Genomic DNA, 16,583 nt, shown 5'->3' with positions numbered 1-16,583 from the left:
GTGGCAGCCGAGGTGAGCTTTGACCTGACCAGCGGGAGAGCCTCAAGGAGGAGCGCAAGTGGCGTGACAGCGGTGCCTGGGGGCTCAGTGAGGCCGAGGTGCGCGATGCCATGGTACTGGCCGTGGCCGAGGGCCTGGTCGAGTTCGGTGAGTTCCAGGCCGACCACGATGGTCGCATCGAGATCGAAGACTATGAGGCCGATGGTCGTGAGCTGAAGGTCAATACCCTCGATGGAGAGGTGCTCGAGGTCGAGCGCGACTGAGCCGTCGTCGGGGAGCCGCCCGGCAACCAACGCAGGCATGCAGAAGAGGACCCGGCGCATCAGGTGTCGGGCCCTCTTGTCGGGTGGTGGAATGAGCTAGTAGAGCTTGCTGTCGCGCAGTCTCGCCAGCGCCTCGGGCGGGGCGAAGCTATCGGCGCAGGCACTCTCCCAGTAGTCGCGGAACACCGGGTGGCGCTCGGCACCGCCCACCAGCAGCTCACCTGGAGTCAGGAAGTCGTGGAGCTCGGCGAAGCTCTTCACCTCGTGGCGTGTGAGGCGGTGGGAGATATGCTCCGGGCCCAGCTCGGAGGCGTGGCGAAGCCCCGCGGCGCCGAGCATCTCGGCCAGGGCGGCAACGGTATTGGCATGGAAGCTTGCCACCCGGTGCGCCTTGGTCGGCACGTCCAGGCGGCTGCCGCGCAGGGTATCCTGGGTGGCCACGCCGCTGGGGCAGCGGTCGGTGTGGCAGCTGCGGGCCTGGATGCAGCCCAGGGCAAACATGAAGCCCCGGGCAGCGTTGCACCAGTCGGCTCCCAGCGCCATGGCGCGTGCGATATCGAAGGCGTTGACCAGCTTGCCGGCCGCGGCCAGGTTCACACGGTCGCGCAGACCGGCCCCCACCAGGGTGTTGTGGACCAGCAGCAGGGCCTCGTCCAGCGGCATCCCCAGGCGGTTGATGAACTCCAGGGGGGCGGCGCCGGTGCCGCCTTCACCGCCGTCGACCACCACGAAGTCGGGGTGCTCGCCGGTCTCGAGCATCGCCTTGACGATGGCGAACCACTCCCAGGGGTGACCGATGGCGAGCTTGATGCCCACCGGCTTGTCGCCGGCCAGTTCACGCAACCGCACGATGAAATCGATCAGCTCGCGAGGGGTCGTGAAGGCCGTATGAGCCGCCGGGGAGATGACGTCGCGCCCCGGGGGGACGCCGCGGGTGCTGGCGATCTCCCCGGTGACCTTGGCGCCGGGCAGGATGCCGCCGTGGCCCGGCTTCGCCCCCTGGGAAAGCTTGATCTCGATCATCCTGACGGCGTTATCCCGAGCGTTCTCGCGGAAGCGCTCGGGGTCGAAGTCACCGGCCGAGTCGCGACACCCGAAGTAGCCCGAACCGATCTCCCATACCAGGTCGCCGCCGCGACGATGATAGGGCGAGATGGCCCCTTCGCCGGTGTCGTGATAGAAGCCGCCTTCGCAGGCGCCATCGTTGAGAGCGCTGATGGCGTTGGCGGAGAGCGCGCCGAAGCTCATCGCCGAGATATTGAACACGCTGGCCGAGTAAGGTCTGGTGCGTTCGGCCCCTACGGTGATACGCAGGCTGGTGGGTGCGATATGGGTTGGCGCCAGAGAGGGGCTTATCCATTCGTAGCCGGGATGGCGCATATGATGCAGCGAGCCGAAGGGGCGCTTGTCGCTGATATTCTTGGCACGCTGGTAGATCAGCCGACGCTGCTCGCGGGAGAAGGGCACTTCCTCGGTGTCGCTCTGGATGAAGTACTGGCGGATCTCCGGACCGAACGACTCCAGGTTGTAGCGCAGGTGGGCCAGGATCGGGTAGTTGCGGCTAACCGTATGGCGGCGCTGGCACAGGTCATAGGTGCCCAGGGCGGCGAGCAGGCCGAAGCAGAGCACCCCCCAGCCCCAGGCGCCACCGGCAACACTCAGGCCCACCAGGCTGGCAGCCAGGCCCAGCAGGCTGAGCGCGTAGGCGCCGAAGCGCAGAGGGGGGGACGCGAGGCGGGACAGGTGAGACATGATGCACTCCTTTGCGACTAAGAGACCGCCCCATTGCATGGGGCGGGTAAGGTAATGTCAATCGGCCGGAGGCAGGCGTGCGGCCAGGGCGAAGACGTGCTCATCCTCGACCTCGAGCTCGCGCAGTGCCGCGGCCAGGTTGACCAGATAGTCGCGATTGGGGCCACTGGGGCCGTGGGAGGCGGCGATCTGTGCGGCGATGGCGTCCAGCGGTGCCTCGCCGAGATAGGCGGCGTTGTCGGCGCCGGCCAGATAGACCAGCCCCTGGGTGCTGCCGCCGAGCCCGTCATCGAAACACAGCGTGGTTACCTCGCGCAGGTAGCCGTTCTTCTCACGCACATCGAGCGGCGCGAGCACCTCGGGGGTGATGCGGTAGGCCATGCCATGGCAGATCGCCCCTGGTTCGCGCACCAGGGTGGCGACACGGCCCGGGGCGGCCTGGGTGCCGCGGTGGTCGTGAGAACCCTGCCAGAAGCGTCGCACCCAGCCATGGATATGTGCCGGGCGGCGCTCCAGGTAGGGGAAGTCGGCCTTCCAGATCAGCGAGCCGTAGCCGAACAGCCAGATGGCCTCGTGGCCGGCGAAGTGGTTTCTCTCGCGGTTCAGCCGGGTGGTGTCGTGACTCATTATGCTCCTTGAGAATCGTTCATTTTGTCGTGCTTGCATGAAAATATCAGATTCTTCGCAGACCGACGCGATGGTCAGCCGCGTGGCACTGGTGGTCCACCCAAGCCCGGTAAGCGACAGCGCACCGGGCAGGCGCAAGAGAGCCTCGGAGCATCGCCGCCAGTGACGCAAATAGTGTTTGACCTTCGCGCGGCAAGGGGGCATGCTGGGGGCAGTTGGTTAGCAAGTCGTAACACCCCAGGTAGGCATCGAACGCTCTAGCGCGACTCGATTTTCCCGGGAACGTTTCTTGTTTTACCCACTGCAACTCGGGTATTACCCGGCAAAATCAAAGTGCTATTAAAGGAATTCGATAATGGCTACCGGTACCGTCAAGTGGTTCAACGACACCAAGGGCTACGGCTTCATCTCTCCGGACGACAGCGGCGACGACCTGTTCGCACACTTCTCCGAGATCCAGGCCGACGGCTTCAAGACCCTGCAGGACGGCCAGAAGGTCTCCTTCGAGGTCACTCAGGGCAAGAAAGGCCTTCAGGCCTCCAACATCAAGGTCATCGACTGATCTGATGTGACTGCCCGGGCAGAGATGCCTGCAGTGTGATGAAAGGCTCGCCTCGGCGGGCCTTTCTGCTGTCTGGGGCAATGGCCCCGCCATGGCCAGCCCGGGCACATTGCGCTAGGGTGAGCCTTTTTCCGCTGGAGACCCCTGACCATGAGCGAGCCCGGTGAGCTGATCATCGACCCCAAGGGCGGCAAGCCTGCCGACGCCTGCGTCTTTATTCTTCACGGCCTGGGCGCCGATGGGCGCGACTTCGAGCCGCTGGTGCCGGCGCTATCGCTGCCCGCCGACGCCGGAGTGCGCTTTATCCTGCCCCACGCACCGCGCCTGCCGGTGACCATCAATGGTGGCATGGTGATGCCGGCCTGGTATGACATCAAGGAGATGAGCCTCGACCGTCGTGTCGACGAGGCGCAGCTGATACGTTCGGCCGAGCGCATTCAGGGGCTGGTGCGAGAACAGGTCGATCTCGGTATCGCGAGTCGGCGCATCATTCTGGCCGGTTTCTCCCAGGGAGGCGCGGTAGCCTATCAGGCGGCGCTCTCCTTCGAGCAGCCTCTGGGGGGGCTACTGGCGCTCTCCACCTACTTCGCAACTGCCGAGAACATCTCCCTGGCCGAGGCCAATCGCGAGCTGCCCATCGAGGTGCATCACGGCAGCTTCGACCCGGTGGTGCCCGAGGCGCTGGGGCGTGCCGGCTTCGAGAAGGTCAAGTCCCAGGGCTATCCCGCCCACTATCGCCAGTACCCCATGGCGCATGCCGTCTGCCCTCAGCAGGTGACGGATATCGGTCACTGGCTAAGCAAGCAGCTGGTGAGCTGAGAGCCACTCTCTCACGACAAGTGTCGTCAAAGGTCGTCTCGACAGTTCGGACGCCTGCAGGCAGGGTAATCGTCACGATTCCATGCCCGCAGGCTCTCCGAGACACTGGACGGTGCCTGGCCCCCCTCAAGCGCGAGGACCTGAATCATACCGGCGCCCGGCGAGTCGGGCGCCTTTCTTGCCGCCACCGGTACGCGCGGTACATGCCCGGGGTGAAACTGGGCTAGGCTGGTAGAAGGGCATGGAAAGGCCCGACTTTTGTGCAGGGAATAACGCGGGGAGAGGAGATGGCAGCAATCGGGGAGAGGTGGTTGCGGTGGTGGCGTGGTCGATCGGTCAGGGAGCCTGACCTGGATGCGCTGCTTCTGGAGTATTACCCGGGCAGTGTCATGCTGCTCGACGAGCAGGGGGTGGTATGCCGGGTCAACCCCGACTTCGAGCGCCATGCCGGCTTTCCGCCCGGCCAACTGCTCGGCAGGCGTGCCGTGACGCTCGATATCGACCCGCTGCATGGTGATATTTCCCAGGCCATCGAGCAGAGCGTGACGACTCTGATGCCTTGGCAGGGCGTGTTGCTGTGTCGCCGTGCGGATGGCTCCCTGCGTCACCAGACCACCATTATTCAGCCGCTGAAGCGTGATCACGGTCCCCTGCGGCTGTTGGTCATCCAATATGACGTCACCGGCATGCGACAGCGGGCTCTCTACGAGCGCCAGCTGCTGGAGCGCCTGGATGGCACCGTCTCCAGGGTGCCGGGAGTTCTGTTTCGGCTCCGGCAGGATAGCGATGCCCGGCTCGAGTTCCTCTATGTCAGCGCTGTGCTGCGCTCACTGTTCGGCTTGACGCCGGAGCAGTGCCAGGAAGACCCTGAAACCCTGCTTGGCTGTTTACCCGTGGATGATCGACAGCGCCTGGAGACTTGCCTGGCTCAGTCTACGGTATCGTTTACGCCCTGGCAGCTGGAGTTCCGCCTCACGCTTCCTCAAGGGGTTCGCTGGGTTGAGGCTCGCGCTACGCCCCTGGCGCGTGGAGGTGGCGATGTGATATGGGATGGGCTGCTTATCGATATCGATGAGCGCAAGCAGGTGGAGCACCGTGTGCAGCAGCTGGTGGCTACCGATATGTTGACCGGGGCCCTCAACCGGCGTGCCTTTTTCGAGCAGGGTGACGCAGCGTTGGCACGTGCCGCTCGCCACGGCGAGACTCTGTCGCTGGCCATGCTCGATATCGACCATTTCAAGAACCTGAACGACACCTATGGCCATGCTCTGGGAGATCTGGCGTTGCAGGCGTTTGCTACGACCTGTCGTGAATCGCTGCGCCCCTATGATCTCTTTGCGCGTATCGGCGGAGAGGAGTTTGCCGTGGTGCTGGTGGACAGCCAACCTGAAGAGGCGTGGAGCATGCTGGAGCGCGTGCGGGAGGCGGTCGCCGCCATTACGCTGGAGACGGGCAACGAGACGGTCCGCTTCACCGTCAGCCTGGGGCTTGCGGCGTTCGGTGGCGATACCTCGCTGGAGTCGGGACTCGCCCAGGCGGATCGCGCGCTTTATCGCGCCAAGCGGGCTGGCCGAAACCGGATCTGTGGACCCGAGACACTTATACAGGCTCCCGAAACACAGTGAGAAAGTGAAGGTGGGGTGGCAATCCGCCCCTCACCTCGTCACGATGGCAGCACACCATCCCCAACCAGAAGGAGACCTTCAGCATGTCCGGACTATCCGAAGACCTACGCCTGCCGGTGCCCTGCCCGAGCTGTGGTAGCCATCTGATGCGCGTCTCCCAGGTGAAGAACCCGGATGACAAGGTGCATTGTGCCTCATGCGGCAAGATGATCTGTCTGTGGCATGAGGCCCAGACGGTGCTCAGGCAAGGACCTGGGAGCCAGAGCGAGGCGTTGATCGAGGCGGCGGTCAATCGCAACCGCTGAACATCGCTCCTGAAGGCAGCACACCCTCCTTGGCCACCCAGCTCCAGAGCGGGGGCACCGCCTGCTGCACGAAGGTTAGGTCTCCCCGCGCTTGTACCCCTCCTCCGCGAACTTCAGTTCGCGGAGGAGGGAAGGCGCCTACTTACCAGTTGCAGCTTCCGGCATAGCCGGGTTAAAGCAGCTCCTCCCCGGCCAGCGCCAGGCGAGAGCGCTCCACGCTCTTGAGGGTCACGTGGCCCGCATGGGGCCAGTCGCGGAAGCGCTGCACCAGCGCCGCCATGCCACAGGTATTGGCGGTGAGATAAGGCGTATCGATCTGTCCCACGTTGCCCAGGCAGACAATCTTGGTGTTGCGCCCGGCTCGAGTGACCAGCGACTTGAGCTGCTTGGGAGTAAAGTTCTGTGCCTCGTCGATGATCAGGAAGGTGTCGTTGAGGGTTCGCCCGCGCATGAAGCCGGGAACCCGGATTTGGACACGTGCGCCAAGCAGCTGGCGGGTGGCTCCGTTGTCCCAGCTGGACTCGCCATCTTCATTGCGCAGCAGGTTATCCATGTTGTCATGGAAGGCCCCCATCCAGGGCGACATCTTCTCCTCCTCGGTGCCCGGCAGGAAGCCGATATCCTCGCTCATGGAGATAGGCGCTCGGGTGAAGACCATGCGCTCGAACCGCTTGCTGTCCAGGGTCTGTTGAAAGGCCGCGGCCAGGGTCATGAAGGTCTTGCCGGTGCCGGCGCTTCCGGCAATGGTGACGAGATCGATGTCATCGTCCATCAGCAGGTTGAAGGCGAAGTTCTGGCGGCAATCACTGGCGTGCACTCCCCAGACGCTGGCGCCGTGTCGATAGTTGGTCAGCAGCTTCAGGCGGGCGTGCCTGTCGCCTAGTTCGCGCACCACGGCCTCGAAGCCGGCCTCGTCGTCGGCGACCAGCATCCCGGGGTGCCAGGCGACGGGGATCTCGCCGTTCAGATGGTAGGTGAGGTGCTGGTGGTCGCGCTCCACCGTGACATCAAGGGCGAGGTCGTTCCATAGTTCACTGCCGGTATTGGGGTAGACCTTGACCCCTTCCAGCATGGCATCGCTGTCGGTGAAGACGCGATCGGTTAGGTAGTCCTCCACCGGCACGCCGAGGGCAGCGGCCTTGACGCGCAGGTTGATGTCCTTGGTGATCAGGATTACCGAGGCGTCACTGCGCTCGCCATGTAGTCGGCAGGTTTCGGCGAGGATGCGGTTGTCGGGGCTGTCTTCCAGGGTTTCGAGTGTAGTCAGGTCGGTATAGCAAAGCAGGCGCAGCCGGCCCTCGGGGCCATTGAGGCGCGGTATGGGGATGCCTTCGCGGATCTGGTCGAGACCGGCATTGGCGGTGAGGTCTGACAGGGTGCGACTGACCTGGCGGGCCGAGCGGGCGATCTCGCGAATGCCGTTCTTGTGCTTGTCGAGCTCTTCGAGCACGGTCATGGGGATGACGACTTCATGCTCATCGAATTGGTAGATGGCGGCGGGGTCGTGCAGCAGCACGTTGGTGTCCAGCACGTACAGCCGGGTGGCCTTCTTGTCGATGCGTACCATCGGCGCAGCTCTCCTGAATGTCGCTAGACGGGCGTCATGTGACACCCCGATGTCGACACTGTCAGCGCTCGATGTCCGGAAGGTGACAGCGGCCTGACGGTGTCAGTAGCGCTGAGATATCCCTCCTCTGGCCTGGACTGTGGCGGGGCGAGTGGTGCCCCCGCATTGCTGAGCATGGTGGGCCATTCCGGTGCTGGCAAGGTGGGGGGCTTGCGGAGTGTCAACGCAGATTACGACTCCTCTGTCTGATAGACCTGCTCCACGTCGAGAGTGGAGTGGTGCCCGAGGGCTGGAAAGTGCTCCGCTAACCACGCCTCGGCAGTATTGCGTCCCGCGTCACGCAGATGGCAGAGGAAGGGCCATTCCGCATTCATCTTGCTCGAGATGGAGAGCTCGTCCAGCACCTCGTCGCCGATGATGCGATGAAAGAGGGTGTCGGCATAGCAGCCGATATCTACCTCCTGGTCGCCCAGCAGGCGCTGGAGCATGGCGATCATTCGCACCTCCTTGATCAGTGAGGCGTTGAAGGTGATCTCATTGAGACGGTTCATTATCGCCGCGGCGCTGGTGGGAAGTGCCTCGCGATAGATCGGGTTGATCTGCACGATGACGATATCCCGGGACTTGCAGTTTTCCATCAGTGGCATCAGCGAGGGATTGCCCATGTAGCCCCCATCCCAGTAGGCCTCACCGTCGATCTCTACGGCCTTGAATACCGTGGGCAGGCAGGCCGAGGCCATCACGGCATCGAGACTCATCTCCTCGCGCTTGAAGATGCGCTGCTTGCCGGTTCGCACATTGGTTGCGGTGACGAAGAGATGAAGATCCTGGCAGCGACGTACCCGCTCGAAATCGACGCGCTCGGCGACGATATCCCGCAGAGGGTTGAGGTCGAAGGGATTGAGCTGATAGGGCGAGAGCAGCCGGCTCATCAGATCCATGGTCACATACCCCGGGGAGTGATCCAGGCTCCAGTTGTCGGTCAGTATGTCCAGGGGGCCGCGGCGGATTGGGCTGGCCATGCCGGCTCGGCTGACTGCCTGCCAGAAGTCATGCAGTGCCTGGCGGGCGGTATCGCGGTCGCCGCGGGTCAGGGCATCGGCCATGACCACACCGTTCATGGCCCCAGCGCTGGTCCCGCTGATTCCCTCGATCTCGATGCGGGGGTCTTCCAGCAGGCGGTCCATGACGCCCCAGGTGAAGGCGCCATGGGCACCGCCACCCTGTAGTGCCAGGTCGATGCGTTTGGTCTCTTTCATGCTTCTCCTTGTCGGATATCGGTAATGCGGCAATGTATCGCCGCAGCATAGCGGTAGCGACCGGCGGGGAACAGACGGCTACTGCATGGCCTGCGTGAGAAGCTGGAGCCCGGACTGGTGGCGCGAGCCCGGGTGACCGAGAGCTTGTGGCATTTTCATCATGAGACAAAAGAGCATCGGTGCTGTTCCTGTCCATTTTCATTGGCTTTTTCTGTGTCGAAGCCAAGAACACAAACAGGCCGTGAGAGTACGTCCAATGTAAGGAATAGGTGGGTGATGTAAGGCAAGGCATCTTGCTGACTATATCTTCTGACGATTTCGACCTATTAAAAAGTTAGCGATACGCCCTAATAGTCTTATTAATGCGGCACTTTTCAGAGTCTCTCGAAACCTTAATTGGGGCGGAGTTTGGCCTGTATATAGGCCAATGTAGTCTCCCACTGTCTCAGCAATTGGACATTTTCTGTTAAGGCCTCTGGCTGCGTAATGCCGGTTTTCCTAAGAGAGCGGAGAAAAGTTTCTTTGTGTTGTCATGTGTTACATGCCCTGGCCGCCTTGGTGGCATGAGGGTTGCTTGGTATTTACCGACTGCGAACGCGAGCGTCATTCAAGGGGCCGGGAAATAAGCGGGTCAAACCGGTGACGCAGGTTCGTAGGCTGCAGCAGCAATAACAAATGGAGACATGATCATGAAAAAGCATCTTGTACTCGCGGGTACGCCTCTGCTGGCCTTGGTAATGGCCATCTCTACGGCACATGCCAACCCAACCGCAACCTTCTCTGATGGAGCCGATCAGGATGTAACCTCCACCGCTACCGCTGTTGGTGGTTCTAGTGGTGGTTCCACTGGCGGAGCAGGGTTCGGCTTGGGCGCTGGTGGTGCTGGTACTGGCGGTAGTGCCGATGGCGGCGACGACAACGACGGCGGCCTGCTGGGTGGCGGCGGTTCCGGTGGCGCGGGTGGCACCGGCGGCGCAGGTTCAGGTGGCTATGGCAGTGGTACCGGCATGGGCGGCATGGGCGGCTCTACCGGCCGTGGCGGCGACGCCTGGGCCATGAGTGAGTCCTACAACACCTCCACCAGTGTGATCTCTCGCCAGGATATGACGTCAACTGTCACTGGAGCCCGCATTAATATCAATGGTGGTGCTGGTGCTACCGGTGCTAGCGGTGGTGCCGGTGGTGCGGCATTCTCCCTCAACGTCGGTCTGGGTGTCGGCGGTAATGGTGGAAATGGAAATGGCGCTCAAGGTGGTGACGCCGGATCTCTGGGCCTTGGTGCCGGGGCAGGCGGTGATGGTACTGGTACAGGTACTGGCACCGGGACAGGTTCCGGCCTCGGCTTGGGCGCCGGCGGTAGTGCCGATGCTGGCAGTGGTGCGCTCTCCGCCTCCAATGCCGATAACGACCAGAACGGCGATGGTGGCTCAGGCGGCTTCCTCGCTCCCGGCGGTGCAGGTGGCTCCCAGAATGCCAACTCCACGGCCGGCGCCTCTTCCGGGGCCACGGCCGGCACTGGAGGTGCAGGCAGCGGCACCGGCACCGGTAGCGGTAGCGGTACCGGCACTGGTTCCGGTGCAGGTGGCGACGGCAGCGGTACCGGCTGGGCCAGCGCGGTGGCTGGCGATGGCGGCAACGGCTACGGTGGCGGTGGCGGTGGCGGCAGTGCTGCCACAGGTGATGCCTACGCTTATGCAGGTGGCGGCGGTGCCGGCGGTAACGGCGGTAACGGCGGTGCAGCCATCCTGCGCACAGGCGCGGCCAACGTCTCCGTGGGAGGCGGAGTGTTTGGCGGTATCAACAACATGAACGTGTCCACCGGCCTCTACAACTCTCAGCTGTCCGGTACCAGCGTGGCGGCTCACAGCAACGTGAGCATCGGCAACTGATCCGGAGCGCATGACGCGCTGCAACGACGCAAGAGTCGGGAGCCGGTGGAGGAATCTCCACTGGCTCCTTGATGAAACGTCCCTAGGGATGGAGTTTGGGAGGTCACGCCATGAAAAGTAAAACGGTTGGTTCATGCCCCGGCATGAGGCGTCATCGCCACACGGCGACGGTGCCCTTTATCCTGGCAGCGCTGCTTGCGGTAGGCGCGTCGAACAGCCAGGCGGAGACAGGCATCAACATGTACCAGGAAGTTTACGTGTTCGCTGCGGGAGGAAGTGAGAGGTCGGTAGAGGGCACAGCGGGCTTTGCAGCCATGGAGCATATGGATCTTGCGACGATGGAACAAGCCAGGGCTCGAGAAGGACAGAAAATTGTCAACGTCAACACGGTCAAGAGCGTTCAGAAGATGAAGGCGTCGGTGAATGATACCTCCTTCGATATAGGGGGCAACATGGTGTCGGGAAATATCACCTTCGCGCGAGAGGCACTGGGTAGCTATAGCGGTACCGGCATCTTCAGCGCCGTGACTGGCAGCGGAAATTCTATCAATAACGCGGTGGGGATCAGCGTGTTTATCGCTAATTGACGCGTCGGGCATTCGCCACATGATACGTCCACCAAGAGATGATTCGCCATGAACGTGTTTCGGAATATTTGCTGTGGCATGGCATCGCTGATGCTCGCCGTGAGCAGCATGGACGTTATCGCCGGACAAGTCACCATCGCCAATCGATTTGGCAACTTTCAGGTCGAGGCCAAGAGCCTGCAGGAGAAAGGCTGGGACAGGGTGGTCAAGCAAGAGTATGACTTCAGCTGTGGTTCGGCCGCCGTGGCGACGCTGCTGACCTACCACTATCAGCGTGACACCACCGAGGCCGAGGTCTTCGAGAGCATGATTCGCGCTGGTGATGCCGAGAAGATTCAGCGATACGGATTTTCCATGCTCGATATGAAGCGCTATCTGGATGGTAGTGGACTCAATGCCGACGGATTCCGGATCGCGCTGGATGACTTCATTCGCATCGGTGTTCCTGCCATCACGATGGTAAACACCGGTGGCTACAAGCACTTCGTCGTCGTCAAGGGAATCGATGCCGACAATATTCTGGTGGGAGACCCCGCCGCCGGCACTCTGGTGGTGCCTCGCGAGCAGTTCGAGCAGCTGTGGAGCGGTACTGTCCTCGGTGCTCGCGCCGAGATTGAAGTGGCCCGCCAGCATTTCAACCATGATCAGGACTGGGCCGTTCGCCCCGAATCCCCGCTCTCCAGAGGTGTGAACCGTTCGAGCGTCGGTGCCAGCCTGCTGACCCTGCCCGCCTACAACGAACTGGGTCGGTGATGAGGAGATGACACGATGAACTCTCGGGCTTTTCGACAAGGTACGGCAAGCCGGCTTAGGTGGGGTTGTGCGACTGCGCTGTTCCTGGCGGCTGGCTCTCAGGCCGCAACGCTTTCTACTGAGGTGCTGGCAGAGGCTCCTGAAACGCCCACCCATCAGTACTACGGGACTGCCTCGCTTCACGACGTGGACAGGCTCTATGCCGAAGTATCGCGATCTCGTGGCGCCCAGGACGGTTTTTACCGCGGCACCGTGATCGCGGATGAGGAGATGGGCCAGATGCGCGCCGGCTTCAAAATCGGGGCGCTCGACGCGGACTTCGGCGCCCGGCTGCAGACAATGATCGACGACAGGGTCGAGCTGGTCTCTGTGGTCAATTTCACTCAGGCAGGCCCCAGTATCGTATCACAGACCCTGCGTGACCCTGGTGGGGTGGCGGCCCAGGTTGGTAACGGCACGCTCTCGGTAACCGATGTGACGCCGGGTAGTGTGGACCTGACGGGGCTCGCCGACTTTTCGGGTATTGCCTTGAACGATACCAAGGGTTTTACCTCAGCCTTGCACAATATCACCAGGGAGGCCATCGTCAGCGGCGTGGTCAGCAACGCATCGAACCGGCACATCCAGCAGAGAATCGATATCAGTGTTCGACTCAACAACATAGGTGCCCTGGATGCGGCCAGAAAACGGGCCGCGATCCTCGATTCATTCTCCGGTATTCTGCGCTGACATCGATTTTTTCCACCGCTCTCGCATCGGTCATCGCCATAGCCATAAAACATAAAGAGTGAGGCTGCCTGTAAATGGCAGTCTCACTCTTTTATACCTGTTACGTGTCTCTGGTCTCTGGTTTCTTGGCGTCGTGCTACGCGCGCCAGCCTAGAATACATCCATGCCGATGGGCATGCGAAACGTCAAGGTGGTGTCCGGGGCATCCTCGGTGATGCCAAGCTCGAGCCCGACATTGATATTGACATCGGGGTTGAGCGAGTAATTCCAGCCCAGCAGGAGGGAGCCGACGTTCAATGTCTGTGACTGTACCGAGGTGGTGGTACCAGTGTCGATATTGACATAGTCGGTCTTGGTCTTGCCGATAAAGTCGTTCTTGTACCCCAGGGTAAAGGAGGTGCGTGGGTTTATCGAGTACGCCATGCCGAAGCTGAGACGAACGGCATCGCCCGGGTCGACGTCGCCGACAACGACATTGAGTGGGCCTGCATCATTCTCACCGGATAAGTTCTGGTTTACGTTGTCTTCCAGATGAAAGACATAGCCCAGGTTGGCGAAGTAGACCGCCGGTGCCGAGGGCAGCAGCATGGTGATGCTTGGTTCGATCGAGTGAAAGCCTGTGCCGGTTGAGAGCTCCAACGGATTACCTTCGCTGTTGCGGTCAATATCGAAGGGACCGTTACCGGTGGTGGTCTTGTATCGAAGGTTACCGATAAAGAAGGGCATGCCATTCTGCCCACGGTTCAGCTGATAGTGGGCGGCTAGTTCGATATCGCCCAGGCCGTCGCCGGAGAGTTCTCGGTCGAGGCTGAAGACATCATCCTCGCCATCCTCGATGGGAACATTGACCCTCTCGTTCTCGTCCCGGTAGACATAGGGCACCTTCATCTCGAGCTCCAGCCGATCGGTAACGCCCAGGCGGCCGGTCAGCGAAGCGGTATAGTTGTCGCGATCGACGTCCTGAGCCGTGAATACTCCGATCAGCAGTGTGCTGAGCACACTGACCCCTTCGAAGGTCATTCGATTGATGCTTTCGTGGGAGTACTGGAACTCGGGCTCGAGTATCAGACGCCCACGTGGGGTGAGTACACCGCCATACTCCGCTATGGACTGCACATTGAACTGCGGTTCAGGCTCCGGCGGTTGCTGGCCGACAGGCTGAACAGCCTCCTGGGCCAGCAGGGGGGACGCACTGATGAACAGGAGGGGGGCTGTGACGCCGATAAGTACACGCTGATATGGGATCATGAGTGCATTTCCTGTGGTGGGTTAGGCTCGGCTATCGAGCGGTCGAGGAACGCAGTGCTTGTCTATCAGGCGGTACAGGGTGGCTCGAGAGATGCCAAGATCCTGTGCAGCGTGGAGAGCATGGTTCCTGTTACGAGCCAGTGCGGCAGCAATGGCCTCGCGTTCGGCACAGTTCCGAATATCCTCCAGGGAGGGGCGTGTTCTAATGACATTCTTTCGCCTTTCCAGGCCAAGGTCATCGGGCGTGATAAGGCGCTCCTCACACATCACCATGGCGCGACGGATCCGGTTGACAAGCTCTCGTACATTGCCCGGCCAGTGATGCTGGCGCATGGTGACGAGACTGTCATGATTGAAGCCACGTACTCGGTATGGTGACTCGGTCCGAAACTTCTGGAAGTAGTGAGTTGCCAGGGCCTCAATATCCTCTGGCCGTTCGCGTAACGGCGGCATCCTGGCCTGCAGGACATTGATGCGATGATAGAGGTCCTCGCGAAAGTCACCTGATCGTATGGCTTGTTCAAGATCGACATGGGTCGCGGCGAGTATCCTGACATCCACCGCTATCTCATGCAGGCTGCCCAGCCGCTGGATACGGTGGTCTTCCAGGAATCGCAGCAGGTTTACCTGAAGCTCCATCGGTAGATCGCCGATCTCGTCGAGGAACAGGGTGCCTCCCGATGCCGACTCGATGATCCCCACCTTGCACTTGCCTGCACCTGTGAAAGCCCCTTTCTCATGTCCGAAGAGTTCAGACTGGATTAGGCCAGCAGGCAGAGCGCCGCAGTTAATGGCGTTGAAGGGCCCTCCATGCCTGGGTGAGTGCTCATGAATCAGTCTTGCCGTCAACTCCTTTCCAGTACCAGATTCACCAGTGATCAACACCGGTGCGTCCACCAGGGCAATTTTTTCTATATCCTTGAGCAGTTTATGGATAGCATGAGACCTGCCGATCATTTCCCCTTTACAGCCAGGTGCAGCAGAGAAGTCGCAGGCCCCGGAGTGTGTTGCCAGTACCTCTGAAATGGTGAGGGAGCTCTCCAACACATGGTTGGCTTTATCGGGGTTCAAGGGCAGGATAAGGTAGGCATGGCAGTGCCTGGCGATAAATGCACGAGCTTGGTACTCCTGCAAATCATCAGCGCCTAGGAGGGCTACCCATAGGGTGCATGGTACCAGGCTGAGCAGCCTCTCCAGTTCGAGGGAAGGCATGGTGTAGGATGGCTCCATTACCACAATTCCGAGTGGCGGGGGAGATGTAAGAAGGAGCCGTTTGGCTTCTACCAGGCAGCTGGTACGTTGAAATTGCCATGAATATTGCTTCAGTGATAGCGCCGCGCTGGCCGTCAGGCGCTGGTCACCTATCATTAGAACATGGCGAGATTTATCCATCATCACCCTTTAGATGTTGCTTGTTATTTATTATTTGATACTGATCGCCTAGGCGACCAGTATCACCGGCCATGGGGGGCTTGTTCCTATATTGCTTAGCATTACCAAGGCTAAGCGCTTCTCACTCTCAAAATGTCGCTATTTGGCGTCAGGGTCTGGCAGTGGTTAGGCCCGATGATGTTGGAATCGTAGAATAGAGAAAGTGTTGTTGGTAGATTGATTTTTGTAAAGGTTAAGGACTAAAAGGTTGCTTTGTGTGTTTGTCAGCGCGGCAGGAGATGCCAGCGTCCGGTCGATTTCTTGCCGGCCTTGCCTCCGGTTAGTCGCAGGCCCTGGTTGGATTAGCCTCAACTCATACCCCAAGCATCAACCATGGCTGACAAGCTCCATAGAGCTTAGCCAATGCTCGTTGCTACTGCTTCTTTCAATTTCCGTTAGCCGCAACGGCTAATGCTAATCGTGTGACTGCATGGCCAGCTGTCTCACTCGATCGCGGTTGCAGTCGAGGTAGGTGGAGCTCGCCAGCCACTCCGGGTCGGGATAGTAAGCAAACAGGTACTGCTCTTCCTTGAGGCTGTCGATCAGTGGGTAGGTGATTTCCTGACGAACGGCTGGGCATCCCAGGCTGCGGCCCAGGCGCCCGGTCTGTTCGATAAAGGACTCGCTGACATAGTCGGCGCCATGCAACACGATGGCGCGATCGAAGGCCAGGTGATTGACGCCGGGCTCGAGACCCTCGAGGCGTAGCGAATAGCCGTTGCGTCCGTAGTAGGTGTTCATGGTGCGAAACAGCCCGAGACTCGACTGGTGGCTCTCCGGAGTGTTCGAGAAACGCGATGCCAGCGCATCACCGGAGCCGCGACCATGTGAGACGAACTCTTCGAAGAGCAGTTTCTTGCGACGCAGGTCGAAGACCCACAGGCGGGGCTCGCTGGAGGGCAGGGAGTAATCGATCACCGCCAGACGCTCGGCATCGGGATCGGCGCACGACAGGGCGTTGGCGGCCAGCGAGAGCACCTCGCGGTTGGCATTCGGTGCCAGGCGAGTCAGGGTTCGAGTCAGGGGGTCGACATTCATCATTCCGGGGGTATGAGCCTGGGCGATGGGCGTGCCAGCAAAGGTGCAGGCGCTGGCTATCAGGCTGCTTGCAAAGAGCAGCCAGGCGGCAAGGGTTGATCGCATCATCACTTCGACTCTATTGGTTTC

16 protein-coding genes are annotated in these 16,583 nt (G+C 61.0%); 9 read left to right on the top strand and 7 right to left on the bottom strand.

All coding sequences use genetic code 11. From position 1 onward, the window contains the following. The first annotated feature begins 98 nt into the window (after positions 1-98). Entirely contained in the window at positions 99-263 is a 165-nt protein-coding gene (locus RM463_RS15310) for a hypothetical protein (protein ID WP_311430494.1), read from the top strand. 96 nt (positions 264-359) lie between these two features. On the opposite strand, the gene RM463_RS15305 is transcribed toward RM463_RS15310, so the two are convergent. Continuing rightward, entirely contained in the window at positions 360-2,015 is a 1,656-nt protein-coding gene (locus RM463_RS15305) for an FMN-binding glutamate synthase family protein (protein WP_311430493.1), read from the bottom strand. Positions 2,016-2,072: 57 nt separating this feature from the next. Next, complete coding sequence (locus tag RM463_RS15300) at positions 2,073-2,642, bottom strand: gamma-glutamylcyclotransferase (protein ID WP_311430492.1); 570 nt, start codon at positions 2,640-2,642, stop codon at positions 2,073-2,075. A gap of 355 nt (positions 2,643-2,997) precedes the next feature. On the opposite strand from RM463_RS15300, the gene RM463_RS15295 reads away from it, so the two are divergent. The 4 genes from RM463_RS15295 (at position 2,998) to RM463_RS15280 (ending at position 5,953) form a co-directional block, all read left to right on the top strand. Then, positions 2,998-3,204, top strand: coding sequence for a cold-shock protein (locus tag RM463_RS15295; RefSeq protein ID WP_023005734.1), 207 nt, complete (start codon positions 2,998-3,000; stop codon positions 3,202-3,204). 150 nt (positions 3,205-3,354) lie between these two features. Beyond that, positions 3,355-4,023 carry an alpha/beta fold hydrolase gene (locus tag RM463_RS15290; protein ID WP_311430491.1) on the top strand — a complete coding sequence of 223 codons (669 nt, stop codon included), beginning with the start codon at positions 3,355-3,357 and terminating at the stop codon, positions 4,021-4,023. Positions 4,024-4,310: 287 nt separating this feature from the next. Continuing rightward, the gene (locus RM463_RS15285) at positions 4,311-5,648 is read left to right on the top strand and encodes a diguanylate cyclase (RefSeq protein WP_311430490.1); all 1,338 of its coding nucleotides are present in this window, start codon (positions 4,311-4,313) and stop codon (positions 5,646-5,648) included. An 83-nt stretch (positions 5,649-5,731) separates the two neighbouring features. Then, the gene (locus RM463_RS15280) at positions 5,732-5,953 is read left to right on the top strand and encodes a hypothetical protein (RefSeq protein ID WP_195687751.1); all 222 of its coding nucleotides are present in this window, start codon (positions 5,732-5,734) and stop codon (positions 5,951-5,953) included. Between the two features lie 172 nt (positions 5,954-6,125). On the opposite strand, the gene RM463_RS15275 is transcribed toward RM463_RS15280, so the two are convergent. Further along, positions 6,126-7,520, bottom strand: coding sequence for a PhoH family protein (locus tag RM463_RS15275; RefSeq protein WP_311430489.1), 1,395 nt, complete (start codon positions 7,518-7,520; stop codon positions 6,126-6,128). A gap of 230 nt (positions 7,521-7,750) precedes the next feature. After that, complete coding sequence (locus tag RM463_RS15270) at positions 7,751-8,779, bottom strand: patatin-like phospholipase family protein (protein WP_311430488.1); 1,029 nt, start codon at positions 8,777-8,779, stop codon at positions 7,751-7,753. An 866-nt stretch (positions 8,780-9,645) separates the two neighbouring features. On the opposite strand from RM463_RS15270, the gene RM463_RS15265 reads away from it, so the two are divergent. The 4 genes from RM463_RS15265 (at position 9,646) to RM463_RS15250 (ending at position 12,737) form a co-directional block, all read left to right on the top strand. Beyond that, positions 9,646-10,668, top strand: coding sequence for a hypothetical protein (locus tag RM463_RS15265; protein ID WP_195687748.1), 1,023 nt, complete (start codon positions 9,646-9,648; stop codon positions 10,666-10,668). A 110-nt stretch (positions 10,669-10,778) separates the two neighbouring features. Beyond that, positions 10,779-11,255, top strand: coding sequence for a hypothetical protein (locus RM463_RS15260; RefSeq protein WP_311430487.1), 477 nt, complete (start codon positions 10,779-10,781; stop codon positions 11,253-11,255). 48 nt (positions 11,256-11,303) lie between these two features. Beyond that, positions 11,304-12,008 carry a C39 family peptidase gene (locus RM463_RS15255; RefSeq protein WP_311430486.1) on the top strand — a complete coding sequence of 235 codons (705 nt, stop codon included), beginning with the start codon at positions 11,304-11,306 and terminating at the stop codon, positions 12,006-12,008. Positions 12,009-12,023: 15 nt separating this feature from the next. Continuing rightward, positions 12,024-12,737, top strand: coding sequence for a hypothetical protein (locus RM463_RS15250; RefSeq protein WP_311430485.1), 714 nt, complete (start codon positions 12,024-12,026; stop codon positions 12,735-12,737). A gap of 150 nt (positions 12,738-12,887) precedes the next feature. Here RM463_RS15250 and RM463_RS15245 read toward each other — a convergent pair whose 3' ends face one another. The 3 genes from RM463_RS15245 to RM463_RS15235 all read right to left on the bottom strand — a co-directional run bounded on the left by RM463_RS15245 (position 12,888) and on the right by RM463_RS15235 (position 16,562). Then, positions 12,888-13,985, bottom strand: a complete 1,098-nt coding sequence (locus RM463_RS15245; protein ID WP_311430484.1) for a transporter — start codon at positions 13,983-13,985, stop codon at positions 12,888-12,890. A 21-nt stretch (positions 13,986-14,006) separates the two neighbouring features. Further along, positions 14,007-15,377, bottom strand: a complete 1,371-nt coding sequence (locus RM463_RS15240; protein WP_311430483.1) for a sigma-54 dependent transcriptional regulator — start codon at positions 15,375-15,377, stop codon at positions 14,007-14,009. 453 nt (positions 15,378-15,830) lie between these two features. Beyond that, positions 15,831-16,562 (bottom strand): murein L,D-transpeptidase catalytic domain family protein, encoded by a 732-nt coding sequence (locus RM463_RS15235; protein WP_409229048.1) that lies wholly within the window; start codon positions 16,560-16,562, stop codon positions 15,831-15,833. Between the last annotated feature and the right edge of the window lie 21 nt (positions 16,563-16,583).

Origin of the sequence: Halomonas sp. LES1 (genome assembly GCF_031846005.1) — a bacterium.
GTDB lineage: Bacteria > Pseudomonadota > Gammaproteobacteria > Pseudomonadales > Halomonadaceae > Halomonas.
Note: the sequence above shows the minus strand (reverse complement) of the source record. Positions and strands in the feature narration are given on the sequence as shown.